The organism is Bradyrhizobium sp. WCU1 (assembly GCF_053474805.1).
Window position 1 is genome coordinate 489,942 of the sequence record NZ_CM130280.1, and the last position, 15,244, is coordinate 505,185.

15 protein-coding genes are annotated in these 15,244 nt (G+C 63.7%); 7 read left to right on the forward strand and 8 right to left on the reverse strand.

What is annotated here, in order from left to right; all coding sequences use genetic code 11:
- The first annotated feature begins 56 nt into the window (after nucleotides 1-56).
- Complete coding sequence (locus ACTUWL_RS02390) at nucleotides 57-1,235, forward strand: muconate/chloromuconate family cycloisomerase (protein WP_021082312.1); 1,179 nt, start codon at nucleotides 57-59, stop codon at nucleotides 1,233-1,235.
- A 168-nt stretch (nucleotides 1,236-1,403) separates the two neighbouring features.
- A complete protein-coding gene (locus ACTUWL_RS02395; RefSeq protein ID WP_307756224.1) occupies nucleotides 1,404-2,321 on the forward strand; it encodes a LysR family transcriptional regulator in 918 nt (305 codons plus the stop codon).
- Between the two features lie 9 nt (nucleotides 2,322-2,330).
- On the opposite strand, the gene dusA is transcribed toward ACTUWL_RS02395, so the two are convergent.
- The 7 genes from dusA to ACTUWL_RS02430 all read right to left on the reverse strand — a co-directional run bounded on the left by dusA (nucleotide 2,331) and on the right by ACTUWL_RS02430 (nucleotide 9,739).
- Nucleotides 2,331-3,290 (reverse strand): tRNA dihydrouridine(20/20a) synthase DusA, encoded by a 960-nt coding sequence (gene dusA, locus ACTUWL_RS02400; RefSeq protein WP_021082314.1) that lies wholly within the window; start codon nucleotides 3,288-3,290, stop codon nucleotides 2,331-2,333.
- Between the two features lie 287 nt (nucleotides 3,291-3,577).
- The gene (locus ACTUWL_RS02405; RefSeq protein ID WP_021082315.1) at nucleotides 3,578-4,348 is read right to left on the reverse strand and encodes an HAD-IIA family hydrolase; all 771 of its coding nucleotides are present in this window, start codon (nucleotides 4,346-4,348) and stop codon (nucleotides 3,578-3,580) included.
- A complete protein-coding gene (locus ACTUWL_RS02410; protein WP_021082316.1) occupies nucleotides 4,345-5,190 on the reverse strand; it encodes a phosphodiesterase in 846 nt (281 codons plus the stop codon). Before ACTUWL_RS02410 ends, ACTUWL_RS02405 begins: the two co-directional genes overlap by 4 nt.
- Before the next feature lie 69 nt (nucleotides 5,191-5,259).
- Nucleotides 5,260-6,525 carry an extracellular solute-binding protein gene (locus ACTUWL_RS02415; RefSeq protein ID WP_021082317.1) on the reverse strand — a complete coding sequence of 422 codons (1,266 nt, stop codon included), beginning with the start codon at nucleotides 6,523-6,525 and terminating at the stop codon, nucleotides 5,260-5,262.
- 112 nt (nucleotides 6,526-6,637) lie between these two features.
- Nucleotides 6,638-7,618: a carbohydrate ABC transporter permease gene (locus ACTUWL_RS02420; protein WP_021082318.1), complete on the reverse strand. Its 981-nt coding sequence runs from the start codon at nucleotides 7,616-7,618 to the stop codon at nucleotides 6,638-6,640.
- Nucleotides 7,615-8,553, reverse strand: a complete 939-nt coding sequence (locus ACTUWL_RS02425) for a carbohydrate ABC transporter permease (RefSeq protein ID WP_021082319.1) — start codon at nucleotides 8,551-8,553, stop codon at nucleotides 7,615-7,617. The genes ACTUWL_RS02420 and ACTUWL_RS02425 overlap by 4 nt, the downstream gene beginning before the upstream one ends.
- A 1-nt stretch (nucleotide 8,554) precedes the next feature.
- Nucleotides 8,555-9,739: an ABC transporter ATP-binding protein gene (locus ACTUWL_RS02430; protein WP_021082320.1), complete on the reverse strand. Its 1,185-nt coding sequence runs from the start codon at nucleotides 9,737-9,739 to the stop codon at nucleotides 8,555-8,557.
- Nucleotides 9,740-9,877: 138 nt separating this feature from the next.
- Between ACTUWL_RS02430 and ACTUWL_RS02435 the strand changes: the two genes are divergently transcribed.
- On the forward strand, nucleotides 9,878-10,735 hold the full coding sequence (locus ACTUWL_RS02435) for a LysR family transcriptional regulator (protein WP_021082321.1): 858 nt from the start codon (nucleotides 9,878-9,880) through the stop codon (nucleotides 10,733-10,735).
- Here the strand turns inward: ACTUWL_RS02435 and ACTUWL_RS02440 are convergent, their stop codons facing one another.
- Nucleotides 10,736-11,656 carry a LysR substrate-binding domain-containing protein gene (locus ACTUWL_RS02440; RefSeq protein WP_021082322.1) on the reverse strand — a complete coding sequence of 307 codons (921 nt, stop codon included), beginning with the start codon at nucleotides 11,654-11,656 and terminating at the stop codon, nucleotides 10,736-10,738.
- Between the two features lie 100 nt (nucleotides 11,657-11,756).
- Here ACTUWL_RS02440 and ACTUWL_RS02445 point away from each other — a divergent pair, with 100 nt between their 5' ends.
- From ACTUWL_RS02445 to ACTUWL_RS02460, 4 genes are read left to right on the forward strand one after another with little or no spacing between them, the layout of a single operon-like run.
- On the forward strand, nucleotides 11,757-12,530 hold the full coding sequence (locus ACTUWL_RS02445; RefSeq protein ID WP_021082323.1) for an ABC transporter ATP-binding protein: 774 nt from the start codon (nucleotides 11,757-11,759) through the stop codon (nucleotides 12,528-12,530).
- Nucleotides 12,527-13,249 (forward strand): ABC transporter ATP-binding protein, encoded by a 723-nt coding sequence (locus ACTUWL_RS02450; RefSeq protein WP_021082324.1) that lies wholly within the window; start codon nucleotides 12,527-12,529, stop codon nucleotides 13,247-13,249. Before ACTUWL_RS02445 ends, ACTUWL_RS02450 begins: the two co-directional genes overlap by 4 nt.
- 1 nt (nucleotide 13,250) lies before the next feature.
- On the forward strand, nucleotides 13,251-14,165 hold the full coding sequence (locus ACTUWL_RS02455) for a branched-chain amino acid ABC transporter permease (protein ID WP_021082325.1): 915 nt from the start codon (nucleotides 13,251-13,253) through the stop codon (nucleotides 14,163-14,165).
- A gap of 3 nt (nucleotides 14,166-14,168) precedes the next feature.
- A complete protein-coding gene (locus ACTUWL_RS02460) occupies nucleotides 14,169-15,242 on the forward strand; it encodes a branched-chain amino acid ABC transporter permease (RefSeq protein WP_021082326.1) in 1,074 nt (357 codons plus the stop codon).
- Nucleotides 15,243-15,244 lie beyond the last annotated feature (2 nt).

A 15,244-nucleotide genomic window follows, 5' to 3' on the forward strand; every position in this document is an offset into this window, starting at 1 on the left:
CCGCCCCGCCAGGCAGAGCCTGGCGGGGTTCATTCTGATCTGACCTGTGAGGACATATGAGCCGTGCCGTGATTGAAATCGCCGAGCCCGTGGAGCACGTGCAGGCTGCCGCCAAGGACACTGCGATCCGCAGCATCCGCGCCACCATCGTGGAAGCGCCGACGCGCCGGCGGCACAAGCTCTCGAACACGGAAGTCACGCATCAGGGTTACGTGCTGGTGCGCGTGCTGCTCGACAACGGCGTCACGGGGATCGGCGAAGCCTCGACGCTCGGCGGGCCGCGCTGGGCCGAGGAGAGCGTGGAATCGATTAAGGCTGCGGTGACGAATTATCTGGCGCCGGCCCTGCTGGGACAGCCGGCCCTCGCCTTCGAGGCCAATGGCTTGCGCATGAGCAAGGCCGCGACCCGCAATTTCGCCGCCAAGGGCGCGATCGAATCCGCCCTGCTTGATGCCGCCGGCAAGACGCTCGGCCTTCCCGCCAGCGCGCTGCTCGGCGGCGCCGTGCGCGAGCGGATGGAGGTGATCTGGGCGCTGGCCTCGGGTGACAGCAGCCAGGAGTTGGAGGAAGCCAAGGAGAAGCTGCGGCGCCGCGAACACCGTCAGTTCAAGATCAAGTTCGGATTCGACCGGCCCCAGGCCGATCTGAGGCGGCTGCAGGCGCTGCGCGCCGGCCTCGGCGACGAGGTGCGGCTGATCGTCGATGTCAATCAGGGTTGGACCGAGGCCGAATGTATCCGCTTCCTGCCGGCGCTGGAGGAGCTGGACGTCGCCCTGATCGAGCAACCGGTCTCGGCGCTACAGCTCGAAGCCATGGCGCGGGTCGCGGCGCGCACCTCGATCCCGTTGCTGGTCGACGAAGCGGCCTTCACCAAGGAGGAAATTGCCCGCGTCGCGACGATGGGCTGCGGCAGTGTCTATTCGCTGAAGCTCGTGAAGAGCGGTGGCCTGTTTGAAATGAAGCGTGCGGCCGCGGTCGCCGGCGCGCATGGCCTCGAACTCTACGGCGGCTGCCTGCTGGAGAGCAGCATCGGCGCGGCCGCGCATCTCGCCGCCTTCGCGACCCTGCCCAAGCTCGAATGGGGCACCGAGCATTTCGGTCCGCGGATTCTCGTGGAGGACCTGGTCGTCAACCCGATCAAATTCGACGCGTTCGAGATCTGCGTCCCTGATGGCCCGGGTCTCGGCGTCGAGGTCGACGAGGACAAGATCCGTGCCTTCGCTCGCGAGGACTAGTCCGATGACGTCGTCCCCGCGGACAATTGACAATCCGGGGACCCACGCCCAGTCTTCGCGCAGAAACCATCGTCTCGAACGCGCGCTGATGACCACACGGCACCAAACCCGGCCAGCCTTCCCGGCAGCTTCTCTTGAAGCGCGTGGCCGAACGTCCGGCTAGCTCCCGTGACCGAGCGCGACGATGTCATGGATCTCAGGCGACTGGTCTATTTCGTCGCGGTCGCCGAGGAATTGCATTTCGGCCGTGCCGCATCGCGGCTCGCGATCGCCCAGCCGCCGCTGAGCCGGCAGATCGCGCAGCTGGAAAGCGATCTCGGCGTCATCCTGATCGACCGGAGCCGCAGCCAGATCCGGCTGACCCAGGCCGGTAGCGTTCTGCTGGAACGTGCCCGCGACGTGCTGGAGCGGCTCGACCGCACCCACCGCGAGATCAAGCGGATCGGCGAAGGCTTTTCGGGTCACCTGCGCGTCGCCTTCGTCGGATCGGCGACCTACGGCGTGCTGCCCAACGTGATCAAGGCGTTCCGTTCGGCCTATCCCGACGTCGAGCTTGCGCTCTCGGCGATGAACAATGCCGAGCAGAAGCGCGCGGTGATCCAGCGTGAGATCGATATCGCCGTTGCCCGCCCCTCGCTCGACGACGAGGAATTGAAATCGGAGCCGCTGCTGCAGGAGCCGTTGATCCTCGCGCTGTCCGACACCTCGCCCTTGCTCGAGCAGCAGGTCCCGCGGCTGGCGGCGCTGAAGGCCGAGACCTTCGTGCTCTACCCGCGCAAGCCGCGCCCGAGCTTCGCCGACCACATTCTCAACATCTGCCTCGAAGAGGGCTTCATTCCGAGATCGCAGGTGCTGGCGCAGGACTATCAGACCGCGATCAGCCTGGTGTCGGTCGGCGTCGGCATTGCGTTGGTGCCGAAATCAGTCTCGCAGGCCGAACGCCCCGGCGTCGCCTACCGCGCTTATGAGGGACACAATCCGGGCACCGCGCTGTCGCTGAACTACCGGCGCGACAACCGGATGCCGCACCTGTTCAATTTCCTCAAGGTCGCACAGGAGGTCGTGCGGCGTCAGCGCAAGCCGTAGTTTGTCGCGTCAGGCCGCCACGGCTGCGCGTGCGCGATCGTCAACCAGCGCGATCGCGTCGCGCAGCACGTTGACACCGGCGCCCGGCCGCACGCCGTTCTCCGCGAGGTGCCTGCGGAACGCCCGCGCGCCGGGAACGCCATGGAAGGCGCCGACGAAATGGCGCGTGATCGAATGCAGCCGCGTGCCTTCAGCCAGTTGCCGCTCGATATAGGGCAGCATCGCCGCGAACACGTCCTTCATCGTCGCATGTGGCGGCGTTTCACCGAACAGCTCGGAATCGACCGTGAGCAGCCGCCACGGCTCCTGATAGGCTGCCCGCCCCAGCATCACGCCATCGACATGCGCCAGATGCTGCTTCGCCTCGGCAATACTCTTGATGCCGCCGTTGATGGTGATGGGCACGTGCGGCAACGCCGCCTTGAGACGATAGACGCGATCGTAGTCGAGCGGCGGGATGTCGCGGTTCTCCTTCGGCGACAACCCGTTGAGCCAGGCCTTGCGCGCATGCACGACGAGCGCATCCGCGCCTGCGGCAATCACGCCGCGCGCCAGCGTATCGAGAGCGACTTCCGGATCCTGGTCGTCGATGCCGATCCGGCATTTCACAGTGACAGGGATTTTCACCGCGCGCTTCATCGCCGCAACGCCTTCGGCGACCAGCGCAGGCTCCGCCATCAGGCAGGCGCCGAACCGGCCGTCCTTCACCCGGTCCGACGGGCAGCCGACATTGAGGTTGATCTCGTCATAGCCGAAATCCTCGCCGATCTTCGCGGCGGTCGCGAGGTCGCGCGGATCGGAACCGCCGAGCTGCAGCGCCACCGGATGCTCGCTGGCATCGAAGCCGAGCAATCGCGCCCGGTCGCCGTGGATCACGGCACCGGTGGTCAGCATCTCCGTATAGAGCCGCGCCCGCCGCGACATCAGGCGATGGAAGACCCTGCAATGCCGGTCGGTCCAGTCCATCATCGGAGCCACGGAAAAGAGATAGTCTTGCGATTCCAATTATTTACCTTACACTTTCAATGGGATGAAGCACGAACGTGTGCACTCCAAACTAGCCCAAATTGCACACGTTTGTACCTGTTTTGACCTCTCATTGCACACGTAGAGCACACGAATTGCCATCGCCGTTGACCAGCTGGTTGCCCTTCGCGCAGGCCCGGAACCGTTGCGTAGGGCCGTTCCGTTAAATGCAGTCAATCGGGCTCGTCTTCCGGACTCCGCTTTGCCCTACTTGCTATGCATATCGAACGCTATAGGTCGCGCTCACTGGCACGGGCGTTTCCAAGCGCGTCATTTCTGAGCATCAACTCGGCAATATTCCGAGCGGAGCCATTGCCAATTCCTGCAAAGGCTATCCCAAGGCGCCGCGCGCCCTCCCCGTCGGTTTCAGGATTGTCGCCGATCACGATCGCCTCGCAGGATTCAACGCCCGCCTTCAGCAACGCAGCTCTGAACAGCGCCTCCTCCGGCTTTCCGATCGCCCGGTACCTCAGACCAGGCAAGCAGGTTTTGACGGCACCGAGGAGAGCTCCTGTTTCCGGGACAAGACCTCCGTCCGCGGCAGGGTGAGTAGCATCGATGTTGGCGACGATCAGTTCGGTGCCGGCGCTCAGCAGGCGCACCAACCTTTCAAGACGCTCATAGGTGAAGTCGACGTCGCGGGTCAGCAACGCGAAATCCGCGTCCCGGTCGGTGAGAACCAATCCTCTCATCGAGGCTCGAGCGGCCAGCGTCGCAGAGCCGATCAGCGCCAGCCTGGCTTCGGGTGACGCCATCGCGATCTCGTCGATCGCGGTCGCGCCCGCGAGGACGATCCGATCCGCAGGTAACGCAAGACCAAGCCGAGCAAGACGCGCCGCCAGCGTTTCCGGCGTATCCGTCGAATTGTTGGAGATCGCGATCAGCCGGTCTCCGAACCGGGACACCAGTTCGGATGCGCCTGGCAACGCCGTGTCTCCCGCAATCAGACATCCGTCGATATCGCAGAGGATGGCCTTGAAGTGATCGAGCCGAACCCTCATTCGACGAAGCGGCCTTCCACCGCAGCCCGGTCGTGCAGCCAATATGAAGGGCCGTCGTAGAGGAACTGCCGATGATGGACGGTCAGACCGTCGCCCGACACGCGGACCAGGGCAAAATCGGGCGGCTCGAGCGAGCCGGGAATCTTGTCCTCGGTCTCGAGGTCGAAACCGACCTGATGCATGATCGAGCGCTGCACATGATAGGGCACGCCCCGCCACAGCCCGAAAACAGGCCGATGGATGTGGCCGTGGAACATCGCATCCGGTCGGCGGCCGGCGCGCTCGAACGTCTCCCATTGTTCGTCGGCGTTGCGCACATTGTAGCGATCCATCGATCGCAAGCCGACCTTGCCGCTGTGATGATGCTGGAACAACAGCAGCGGACGATCCGCAGGTGCCTCGCGTAGCGCGCGCTCGAGAAACGCCAACCGACGTCCGCACAGGATGCCGACATGGGTACGCCCATCCTCGTCGAGCGTATCGAGCGTCAAGATGCTTGCGGCCGGGAAGACGCGCAGCGCCTGGACGAATCCGTTTCCGTCGTCATCGGCATTCGGGAACACGCTCCTGAACGGACCCCGCCTGTCGTGATTGCCGAGCATCAGGATCGGCGGAACCTGCAGCTTCGTAACGGCACCGGCAAAATTTTCGTAGGCCTCCCGTTGCCCGAGGTCGGTGAGATCGCCCGCGAAGATCACGAAATCAACCCTTGCATGATCCCGGTTGACGACCTCGATGGCCGCTTCCAGGCGCTCTCGCGGATCGAGGCCGTAGAACCTCTGGCCCGGCGGGCCGAAATGGCAGTCGGTGAGTATGACGAATTCGAGCGCCTGGTCGCTCATCGAAAGAGCCTCCATAGGGTTTTCGTTCGGGGGGCGGACGCGGCATTCGCGCATCCGCCCCGATCGATTTCACTTCTTGGCAAGAAGCTCGGTGACCTCCTCCTGCAACTCGCGCTGCAGGGCCGGCATGTCGTTGGCGCGTCCCACCACGATGGACTCGATGCCGTCGTAGATGACCTGCGTCACCGCAAGGCCGTTCGCGCCGGGATAGGGCTGCCATTCGCGCAGCAGTGGCAGCTGACGGACCGCCGTCTCCTTGTTCGGGTTCTGCTTGTAGAAATCGGACAGGATCAGCTCGTTCGCAGCCTTGTTCGGCGGCATGTAGCCGGTCGTGCGCGCCACGTCAGCCGCACCTTCGCCTGACGTGATGAACTTCAGCCACTTCCAAGACGCCTCGACCTTCTTCGCATCAGTTGACGTCGTGACCAGCAGCGCCGCATTGCCGCCGGCCGGCAGCCCCTTCGGTCCCGCAGCATCGATGCCCGGGAATTCATGGGTAACCAGCTTCCATTCGCCCTTGGACCGTTCGATCGCGCCCAATTCCGAGGTCGAGGTGAAGTACATCGCGATCTGGCCAGCGGCGAACGATTTCTGCGCATCAGCGAGCGAATAGTTCGGCATGTTGCAGCCCCGGAAGATCTTCTTCATCGTCTCCAGGGCTGTCAGGCCGGCATTGCTGGCGAGATTGAACCTGCCGTTCTTCATGAGCGAATCGCCCTGCGACCACATCAGGGTTTGCAGGAACCAGTTGCCGGTGATGTTCCAGGTCCAGAACAGCGGAGTCTTCACGCCGGCCGACTGCAGCTTGCCGCAGAGACCCACCACATCGTCCCATGTCTTCGGCAGTTGATCGGCCTTGGTGATGCCGGCCTTGGCCATCATGTCCATGTTGTAATAGCTGACCGGCAGCGAAATCGCGAACGGAAGCCCGTAGACCGCTCCGTTCGAGGTGCCGAGATCGAGCATCGCCTTGTGGTAACCGTCCTTGGCGAAATCAGGTTCTTTCGCGATATACGGCTCCAGCGATTTGGCGATCCCCTTCTCGACCAGGATCGCCTGCCGATTGAGGCCCTGGATCGTCACATCGGGGAGACCGCCGGAGGCCGCCTCGCGAAGGATCGTGTTGGTGCCGTCCTCGTAATCCTTGTAGGCGGCGCGCATCTTGATCTCGATGTCCGGGTGCTGCGCGTAGAATTTCGGCAGTATCTTCTGGAACGTGACGTCGAACAGATATGAGTAGGTGTAGCCGAACTCGACGACGGTCTTTTCTTCGGCGTTCGCACCTGACGACAATCCGAGCGCGAGCAGCGCGGCAGTGGCGAGAAGGCGTTTCAAGGTCATTCTCCATATGGTGGTGGTCGAAGGGAGGTTCAGCCGGATTGACGCTCGAGCCCGGACCTCCCCTTCTTCTCTTCCGCGGGATCGCGGAGATTGCGATGCTGCAGGGCTATTTCATGCCAGACAGCGTAATTCCTTCGATGAACCGCCGCTGCGCGAGCAGGAATGCGACGATCAGGGGCGCGACGATGACGGTGGCACTGGCCATCATCGGTCCGTAGAGGCTTCCGTCGCCGCCGCCGCGAAATTCGTGCAGCCCGAGCGGCGGCGTGAACAGGTTGCGATCGCCCGTCACGACGACCTTCGGCCAGAAATAGTCGTTCCAATGCGCGACGATGGAGAAGATCGCGAAGGCGAGCAGCGCCGGTACCGCCGTCGGCAGCATGACCTTCCAGATGATCGAGAACTCGCTCATGCCGTCCATGCGTGCCGCATCGATGAGATCGTCGGGCACCGTCATGAAGAACTGCCGCATCAGGAAGATGCCGAACACGGAGATCGTCCAGGGCACGATCAGGGCCGCGTAACTGTTTGTCAGGCCAAGCTTGGCGAGCATAATGTAAAGCGGCAGCGCGATGGCATGCACGGGAATCAGCAGGCAGAACAGGACCAGGCCGAAGACTGCATCTCTGCCCCAGAATTTGAGCTTGGCCAGGGCGTAGGCGGCGGGCAACGCGATGATGACCTGGAGAACAAAGATGGACGCCGTCACGATGACGCCGTTCAGGAGGTAGCGCAGCAGCGGGGCCTCCTTGAACGCCGATGCGTAGTTGAAGATCACCGGTCGCTCCGTGCAGTGCTCGCGCAGCGCAGCCGAGAGCTTGGCGCGGACGGCCGCCGTGTCGAGATCCGGATTGGCTCGCGTGGCCTGCTCGATCGCCGTCCGGCCCGGCTCGTTGCGCTTGACGCAGAACTCGTCGACCATCGGCGCTTGCGAGCCGAAGAAGCCTCCCTCATTGCGCTCGATCTCGCCCGGCGACTTCAGCGACGTCGACAGCATCACGTAGAACGGCAACGCGACGATCAGGGCTCCGAGCATGAGCAGGGCGTGTTTGAGGCATTCCGTTGCGGAGAAGCGATGGACGGTCATGCGTAGTGCGCCTTCCTCTCGATCACATATTTCTGAATCGTCGTCGCGATCAGCACGAAGGCCAGGAAAATCACGGCGATGGCCGCGCCGATCCCGATCAGGTTCTCGCGGATGCCCTTCTCGAACATCGCGAACAGGATGACGTAGGCGCTGCGGGAGGGGCCGGCCCCCTGGTCGTAAAATCCCTCGACGATGTCGAAGACCTGGAACGAGCGGATCACCGTGATGGTCACGACGAACACCGTCGTCGGCGCCAGCATCGGCCACGTCACCAGGCGGAATCGGTCCCATGCAGTCCGCGCGCCGTCCATCTCTGCCGCCTGATAGAGCTCGGGCGGCACCGAGGTCAGGCCGGCGAGAAACAGCACCATGTTGAATCCGAATCCCTGCCAGACCCCGACGAAACAGACGGTCCAGATCGCGTAGGATCTATCGCCCAGCCAAAGCGGGAAGCCACTGCGACAGCCGCGATCGAACCATGGCCAGGCATGGAGCCAATCGGCGCCGCAGAAGGACGCCAGCGTGCTGTTGACGATTCCGAGCGTGGGGTGAAGCGCGAAGCTCCACACCACCGACATCGCCATGAGCGTTGCCATCACGGGCAGGAAGAACACGGTCTTGTAGAATGCGCCGCCCCAGCGCAGCGAGTGGATCAGCAGCGCGGCGCCGAGGCCCAGGCCGATCGATAGCGGCGTGACCGTCAAGACGTAGGTCAGCGTTGCGCCAAACATGCTCATGTAGCGCGTCTGAGTGAATATCTTGACGAAGTTGTCGATGCCGACCCAGCGCGGGCCGTCACCGCCCAGGCCGTAGTCCGTCAATGACAGCAGCGCGACGCCGACGATCGGCAGCAGCAGGATTACGACCATCAGCGCCAACGCGGGAGCTACGAAGATCCGGCCTGCATGACGAGCCGCGGACGACGTGGACGCCATCTCACGCCCCCGCCATGACCGGAGACCGATCGCGGACCGCGGCAGTTTCGCGGAGCGGCAGGCGCCCCTTGTCGGCGCCGAACACCAAAATCCTTGCCGGATCGAGGTGCAGCTGCACTGCCGTCCCGACCGCAAGGGACCGCGCCGTCTCGGGTGATGAACGCACGATCACGCGGTGCTCGACATCGGTGATCCCGCCGCCGAGAGCGGCATGAACGAAGACATCCGCTCCCAGGTTTTCCTTATAGATAATCCGGGCGTCCAGCCCTTGGTCGCAATCGCCGGCGCCGATCCGCAGATGTTCGGGCCGCACTGCCACCGTGACGGCTCCAGGCGTGCCGACAAGGCGCTGCGGCAGGATCCGACCGAACACGGCGATATGCCCGTCGGCGTCCGCCGTCGCCGGCAGCGTGTTGATCTTCGGACTGCCGATGAACTCCGCCACCCTGAGATCGCACGGCTCGTCGTAGATATCTTCGGGAGTTGCAACCTGCAGAATGTTGCCTCCCATCATGACGGCGATGCGGTTCGACATCGTCAGGGCTTCGGCCTGATCGTGCGTCACGTAGATGAAGGTCGCGCCCAGCGCGCGATGAAGCTCGGCCAGTTCGGCCCGCATATGGACCCGCAATGCCGCGTCGAGGTTGGATAGCGGTTCGTCCATGAGAAAGGCGACCGGCTTGCGAACCATCGCCCGGCCGAGCGCAACGCGTTGCCGCTGTCCACCGGAGAGCTGCCCCGGTTTCCGCTGCAGCAATTGCTCGATCTTCAAGGTGCGCGCCGTCTCTTTGACGGCTGCTTGGATCGACCGGAGCTTCCTTCCGCGCGCGGGCGACAAACGTCCCAGCAAGGGCAGCCGCTCGAGCAGCGAAAGATCGCGCAACAACAGCGGCGTCATCATGTTGCGCTCGACCGAAAGATGCGGGTAGAGGGCATAAGACTGGAACACCATCGCGAGATCGCGGGCGCTCGGCCTGATGCCGGCAACGTTCCTGCCGTCGATCAGTACATCTCCGCTGCACGGATCCTCCAGCCCCGCGATGATGCGCAGCAGGGTCGATTTGCCGCAGCCTGACGGCCCGACCAGGGATACGAATTCTCCGTCGGCAACGTTGAGGCCAACGTCCCCAAGCACCTTGGTCGGGCCGAAGGCCTTTTCGATATTACGCAAACTGATCGCGGCCATGTGAGCTTCCGTCGCAACGATTTTTCCGCAGACGGTTCTGGCGCTCCAATGCAACAAAGCTGTTACATTCATAACCTAAGCTTATGTTTGCGCATGCGGGGTAACGACGCATGTCGGATATATCCAGGACGAATCGAGATGTTGCTGACGAGCGCGAGGGTTCGCGCGTTCAATGCGGTCCTCGAGACCGGAAGCTTCTCCGCCGCCGCGAAAAAACTGGGTCTATCGCAGCCGGCGATCACGCAGTCAGTGCGTGACATCGAGCGGGAAGCAAACATTACGCTGTTCGAACGCCGCGGACGAGCGATCGCACCGACAGCCTTGTGCGCGGAGTTGTATCGGCTGACGGCGGAATCCGAACGCTGCGAAACCGAGGCGCTGAAGCTACTGAAGCAGCACGCCAACTTGGAAATCGGAACATTTCAGATCGGGCTCGGGAATTCGATGCCCGGCATGGCGCTGATCCGAGAGTTCCGCCGCCGATTTCCGGGCGTCCAGGTTCAGGTCGAGCTGGGGTCATGGGCCAACATCATCGCAGCCGTCGTGGAGCAGCGTGTCGATGTCGGCGTGCTGCCCAACGTGCCCGATGACGGCCGGTTCCTGCGCAGAATCTGCGTCAAGCAGGACGTGGTCGCCATCGTCGCAGAGGACGCCCCGCTGGCCCAGCTCACGCAAACGAGCTGCAGCGAACTGGTACGCCATCCGCTTATTTTCAGAACCGCGACCTCTTCTACACAGCGGGTCGTGGACCGGGGCTTTCGCAGCAGTGGCTTGGCACCAAGGCCGACCATGGTTCTCGACACTCGGGACGGCGTCCATGAAGCCGTCGCGAACGGCCTCGGGATCGGCTTCATGTGGGAGTTCGGCTCAAGCCGCAAGGACGGCATCCGCAAGCTTCGTGTGGTCGACTTTGAGCAGAGTCATCCCGAACACGTCTTTCACCTGACGGGACGCGCAAGCCCGCTCGTCAGAGCGTTTCAGGCCATTCAAATCTAGCTAGTCGAATTGGACCGGATCAGATCCGGGATATGAGTGGGCGACAAATTCGCAGAACGCGCGAGCGGCCGCGGACAGCTTCGTCTTGCCTTTCCAGGCAAGCCCGACGTCCATGGTGTGGACGTCGTCATCGAGCGTCTTCAGATCAATGCGATGACCTTCGAGCGACCAGGGACGGTAGACCATGTCCGAAAGGATGGTGATTCCCATACCGGTCGCGACCATGCTGCGAACCGCCTCAACCGAAAGGGTACGGAAGATGACGTTCGGAACGTGCGTCGTGTGCTGCCAGTAGCGCATCGCGGAGCGTTCGGCCTCATCGACGGTCAGCATCAAATACGGCTCGCTCGCCAGGTCCGCCAGCTTGACGCTGTCCTTGCGCAGCAGCGGATGATTGACGCAGGTCCACAAGCGGCGCGGTGAGCGCAGCAGCAGCCGCGAGCGGATCGAGTGCCGGTCATGCAGGTTCGCGATCAACATGATGGCTGCATCGACGCTGCCGCTGATCAGGCTCTGCTCGATCGCATCACGTTGAAACTCGTGCAGCCGGACCGTGATGCCCGGAAAGGTCCGCCAGAACCGCGTCAGCAGCGGCGGCAGGAAATATCCGGCAACGGTGTAGCTCACCGCCACGTCGACGGTGCCGTCGACCTGCGTTCCCCAGCGATGCGGCCCCCTTGTCGCATCCGACACGCTCGCCTCGATCGCGCGGGCGCGCTGCAGGAACTCATGGCCGTCGAATGTCAGCGTCACGCCGTTGGAATGGCGATCGAACAATTTGCGGCCGAGCTCAGCCTCGAGCGCCTTGATCGACGAGGTGACCGCCGACTGCGTCACGTTCAAAGCCGCCGCAGCCGCCGAAACGCGGCCGCTCTCTGCCGTCGCGATGAAATGCCGGACCTGACGAAACGTCAGAGACATAAAAAATTCCGATATCAGTGAACGATATTTCGAATTTTACAATCCCGCGACGGAACGGAAAAATCAATCCGTCGGTTCCGGGTGAGAAGGCGTTGGGATGATGTCTGATGGTTTGGAGTTGGTCGCTCGCGGTGTCAGCGTCCAATTCGAAGGCCTGAAAGCGCTGTCCAACGTTACACTGACCGTGCCGCGGGGGCGTATCGCAGGACTGATCGGCCCCAATGGGGCCGGCAAAACCACCCTTATTAACGTACTGACCGGATTCCAGCCGGTCGGCACCGGCACCGTCGTGTTGGAAGGCGAAACGCTCAACGGCATTGCAGCGCACATGCTGCGACGCAAAGGCGTGGCGCGAACCTTTCAGTCAGGCCGACTTTTCCGCGACCTGCCTGTGGTGGACAACCTGGAAGTGACCGGCGTCGGCCTCGGCCAGAGCCGGCCCGACGCAATCGGCGAGGCCGAACGGGTCATGGCCTGGCTCGGCATTTCGCACCTCGCCAACACCATCGCCGGCGCGCTGCCCTATACGGACGAGCGTCGCGTCGCGATCGGCCGCGCCATCATGGGCACGCCGCGCTATCTGTTGCTCGACGAACCGGCGGCCGGCATGTCCGAACACGAGAGCCACGAACTCGCCGCGATCATCCGCCGCATCGCGGTCGAGCTCAATGTCGGCGTGCTGCTGATCGAGCACAATATCGGCCTCGTGCTCGAACTCTGCGAACGCATCTTCGTGCTCGACTCCGGCGAGGTCATCGAAGTCGGCCCGCCCGCCCAGATCCGCGACAGCGATGCGGTGCGGCATGCCTATATGGGCACGCAGCGCGACGAGCTGCTTCCATCGGTCGCAGCCGAAGCGGCCGTCGCGTCATGACCGCGCTCGTCGTCGACGACATCACGGTAAGCTATGGGCGCCTCACGGCGCTCCGCGGCGTGACATTGACGGTCGAGGAAGGCGAAATCCTGTTCGTGACCGGCCCGAACGGCGCCGGCAAGTCGACGCTGCTGAGCGCCATCGCAGGCGTCGTGCCGCCGCGCTCCGGCTCCATCATGATCGATGGCGCAGGGATCGCCGGCGCCGCGCCCGAGGACATCGCCCGGCGCGGGTTCTCGCTGGTGCCGGAGGGACGCAACGTCTTCGGCGCGTTGACGATCGAGGAGAACCTGAAGGTCGGCACCGGTATGCGCGCCGACCGCAGGACAATCGCCGACGACCTCGATCAGATCTACCAGGAATTCCCGATGCTGGCCGAGCGCCGCCACACCCCGGCGGGCATGCTCTCCGGCGGCCAGCAGCAGATGCTGGTGATCGGCCGCGCGCTGATGGCCGCGCCCCGCATCATGGCCATCGACGAGCCGTCGCTCGGCCTCGCGCCGAAGATCATCGACCAGGTCTACGAGATCCTGCTGCGGCTGCGGGCACTGCGCAAGCTCACCCTCCTGATCGTCGAGCAGAGTTCGACGCGCGCCATGATGACGGGCGGGCGGATGGTCCTGATCCGCGGCGGTCGCATCGTGCTCGAGGGCCCCGCCGCCGACCTGGTCCGGGACGATCGCCTGAAGCAAAGCTATTTCGGCTTCGGAGATCACTGAGATGCGCGAGCTGCTCCAGATCATCTTCGACGCGCTGAGCCTCGGCAGCCTCTATGCCCTCGGCGCGCTCGGCATCGCCCTGATCTTCGGCGTGATGCGGCTGGTCAACTTCGCCCATGGCGATTTCATCGCCTTTTGCGTGTTCGCCATGCTGTGGCCGTCGATCGATGCGGCGGCGGTGGTGTTTGCCGGCCAGCTGCCGTTCTATCTCCTGATCCCGCTGCTGCTGCTGACCGGCGCCGCGCTGTCGATCCTGTCTGAAATCGTCGTCTTCCGCCGCTTCCGCAACGCCAACCCGGCGACGATGATGATCGCGTCCTTTGCGCTCGGCTTCGTCATCCGGCATCTGCTGCTGATGCTGTTTTCCAGCCGGCCGAAGTCGATCACGCTGTGGCCGAGCCTCGGCCTGCCGGTCGAATTCCTCGGCGCGCATATTCCGATGCTGCAGGTCGTGACCATCATCATCACGCTGACCGTGCTGGTGATCCTCGTCCTGTTCCTCAAGCGCACCCGCTACGGGCTGGAGATGCGCGCGGCGGCCGATAATTTCACCATGGCGCGCATGCTCGGGGTCCGCGCCAACGGCGTGATCCTGCTGGCCTTCGCCATCAGCGGCATGCTGGCGGCGGCGATCGGCCTGATCCTGGCGACCAATTCCGGCACCGCCGACATCGGCATGGGCGCCAACGTGATGCTGATCGCGTTCATCGCGACCGTGATCGGCGGCCTCGGCAGCATTCCCGGCGCCGTTGCCGCCGGTTTCCTGATCGGTGCGGCCAGCGTCGTGTTCCAGGCGACCCTGCCGCACGATGCCCGCGTGTTCCGCGACGCGTTCGTCTACGGCGCCGTCATCGTCGTCCTTCTGGTGCGGCCGCAAGGGCTGTTCGCACCGAAATCCGCCAAGCAGAGGGTCTGATCGATGTCGCAGCGGCCGTCCGTCATCCGGCAAACGATCATCACGCCGATCGTGCTGATCGTGGCGCTGCTCATCATCGCCGCCCTCTCCTATCAGTTCGGCAGCCGGGCGTTCAACCGCACCGTGGTCGAGATGTTCATCAACATCATGGTGGTGGTCGGTCTCTACGTCTTCGTCGGCAATTCGGGCCTGCTGTCGTTCGGCCATATCAGCTTCATGTGCCTCGGCGCCTACACGACCGCCTGGCTCACGATTCCGCCGGTCATGAAATCGATCACGCTCAAGGGCCTCCCGACGTGGCTGCTTCATGCGCAGCTGCCGATGTGGGTAGCAACGCCGATCTCCGGGGTATTCGCCGCATTGTTTGCCCTGATCGTCGGGCGCGTCATCATGCGCCTGTCGGGCATCGCCGCCTCGATCGCGACCTTCGGCCTGCTCGGCGTCATCAACAATGTCTATTCGAACTGGGATTCGGTGACGGGTGGGCAAGGCTCGATCGTCGGCATTCCGCCCACCATGAACGTCTGGACCGGATGGATCGGCGGCGCCGCGGCGATCGCGATCGCCTATCTCTACGCGATCTCGCGCTCGGGACTGGCGCTGCGCGCTACCCGCGACGAGGCAGTCGCCGCCAGCGCCTCAGGCATCGACATCGTCCGCGAGCGGCTGATCGCCTTCGTCGTCAGCGCCTTCATCATCGGGCTCGCCGGCGCGCTCTACGCGCACTTCCTGAGCATCGTCAATCCCGGCGCATTCTATCTGCGGACCACCTTCATCACGCTGTCGATGCTGGTGGTCGGCGGCATGTACAGCCTCAGCGGCGCGGTCTCGGGCGTGGTCGCGATCTCGCTGCTGATCGAGCTGTTCCGCGATCTCGAGAAAGGCATCAGCCTCGGCGGGCACACCGTCGGCTTGCCGAACGGCGCCCAGGAGATCGCGATCGGCATCATCACCATCGTGATCCTGATGTACCTGCCGACCGGGTTGACCCGCAACCGGGAGTTCTCCTGGCGCCGCTGGCCGCTGCAGCGGCGCGTGGCCCGGCCGGTCCAGACCGCATTGAAGGAACTGCACTAACG

Excerpts from the sequence above, each read along its gene's own strand:
- ACTUWL_RS02455 (WP_021082325.1), top strand. The coding sequence starts at position 13,251 with ATGCGCGAGCTGCTCCAGATCATCTTCGACGCGCTGAGCCTCGGCAGC.
- ACTUWL_RS02430 (WP_021082320.1), bottom strand. The coding sequence starts at position 9,739 with ATGGCCGCGATCAGTTTGCGTAATATCGAAAAGGCCTTCGGCCCGACC.
- ACTUWL_RS02460 (WP_021082326.1), top strand. The coding sequence starts at position 14,169 with ATGTCGCAGCGGCCGTCCGTCATCCGGCAAACGATCATCACGCCGATC.
- ACTUWL_RS02450 (WP_021082324.1), top strand. The coding sequence starts at position 12,527 with ATGACCGCGCTCGTCGTCGACGACATCACGGTAAGCTATGGGCGCCTC.
- dusA (WP_021082314.1), bottom strand. The coding sequence starts at position 3,290 with ATGATGGACTGGACCGACCGGCATTGCAGGGTCTTCCATCGCCTGATG.
- ACTUWL_RS02390 (WP_021082312.1), top strand. The coding sequence starts at position 57 with ATGAGCCGTGCCGTGATTGAAATCGCCGAGCCCGTGGAGCACGTGCAG.
- ACTUWL_RS02445 (WP_021082323.1), top strand. The coding sequence starts at position 11,757 with ATGTCTGATGGTTTGGAGTTGGTCGCTCGCGGTGTCAGCGTCCAATTC.
- ACTUWL_RS02405 (WP_021082315.1), bottom strand. The coding sequence starts at position 4,348 with ATGAGGGTTCGGCTCGATCACTTCAAGGCCATCCTCTGCGATATCGAC.
- ACTUWL_RS02440 (WP_021082322.1), bottom strand. The coding sequence starts at position 11,656 with ATGTCTCTGACGTTTCGTCAGGTCCGGCATTTCATCGCGACGGCAGAG.
- ACTUWL_RS02420 (WP_021082318.1), bottom strand. The coding sequence starts at position 7,618 with ATGACCGTCCATCGCTTCTCCGCAACGGAATGCCTCAAACACGCCCTG.
- ACTUWL_RS02435 (WP_021082321.1), top strand. The coding sequence starts at position 9,878 with ATGTTGCTGACGAGCGCGAGGGTTCGCGCGTTCAATGCGGTCCTCGAG.
- ACTUWL_RS02425 (WP_021082319.1), bottom strand. The coding sequence starts at position 8,553 with ATGGCGTCCACGTCGTCCGCGGCTCGTCATGCAGGCCGGATCTTCGTA.
- ACTUWL_RS02410 (WP_021082316.1), bottom strand. The coding sequence starts at position 5,190 with ATGAGCGACCAGGCGCTCGAATTCGTCATACTCACCGACTGCCATTTC.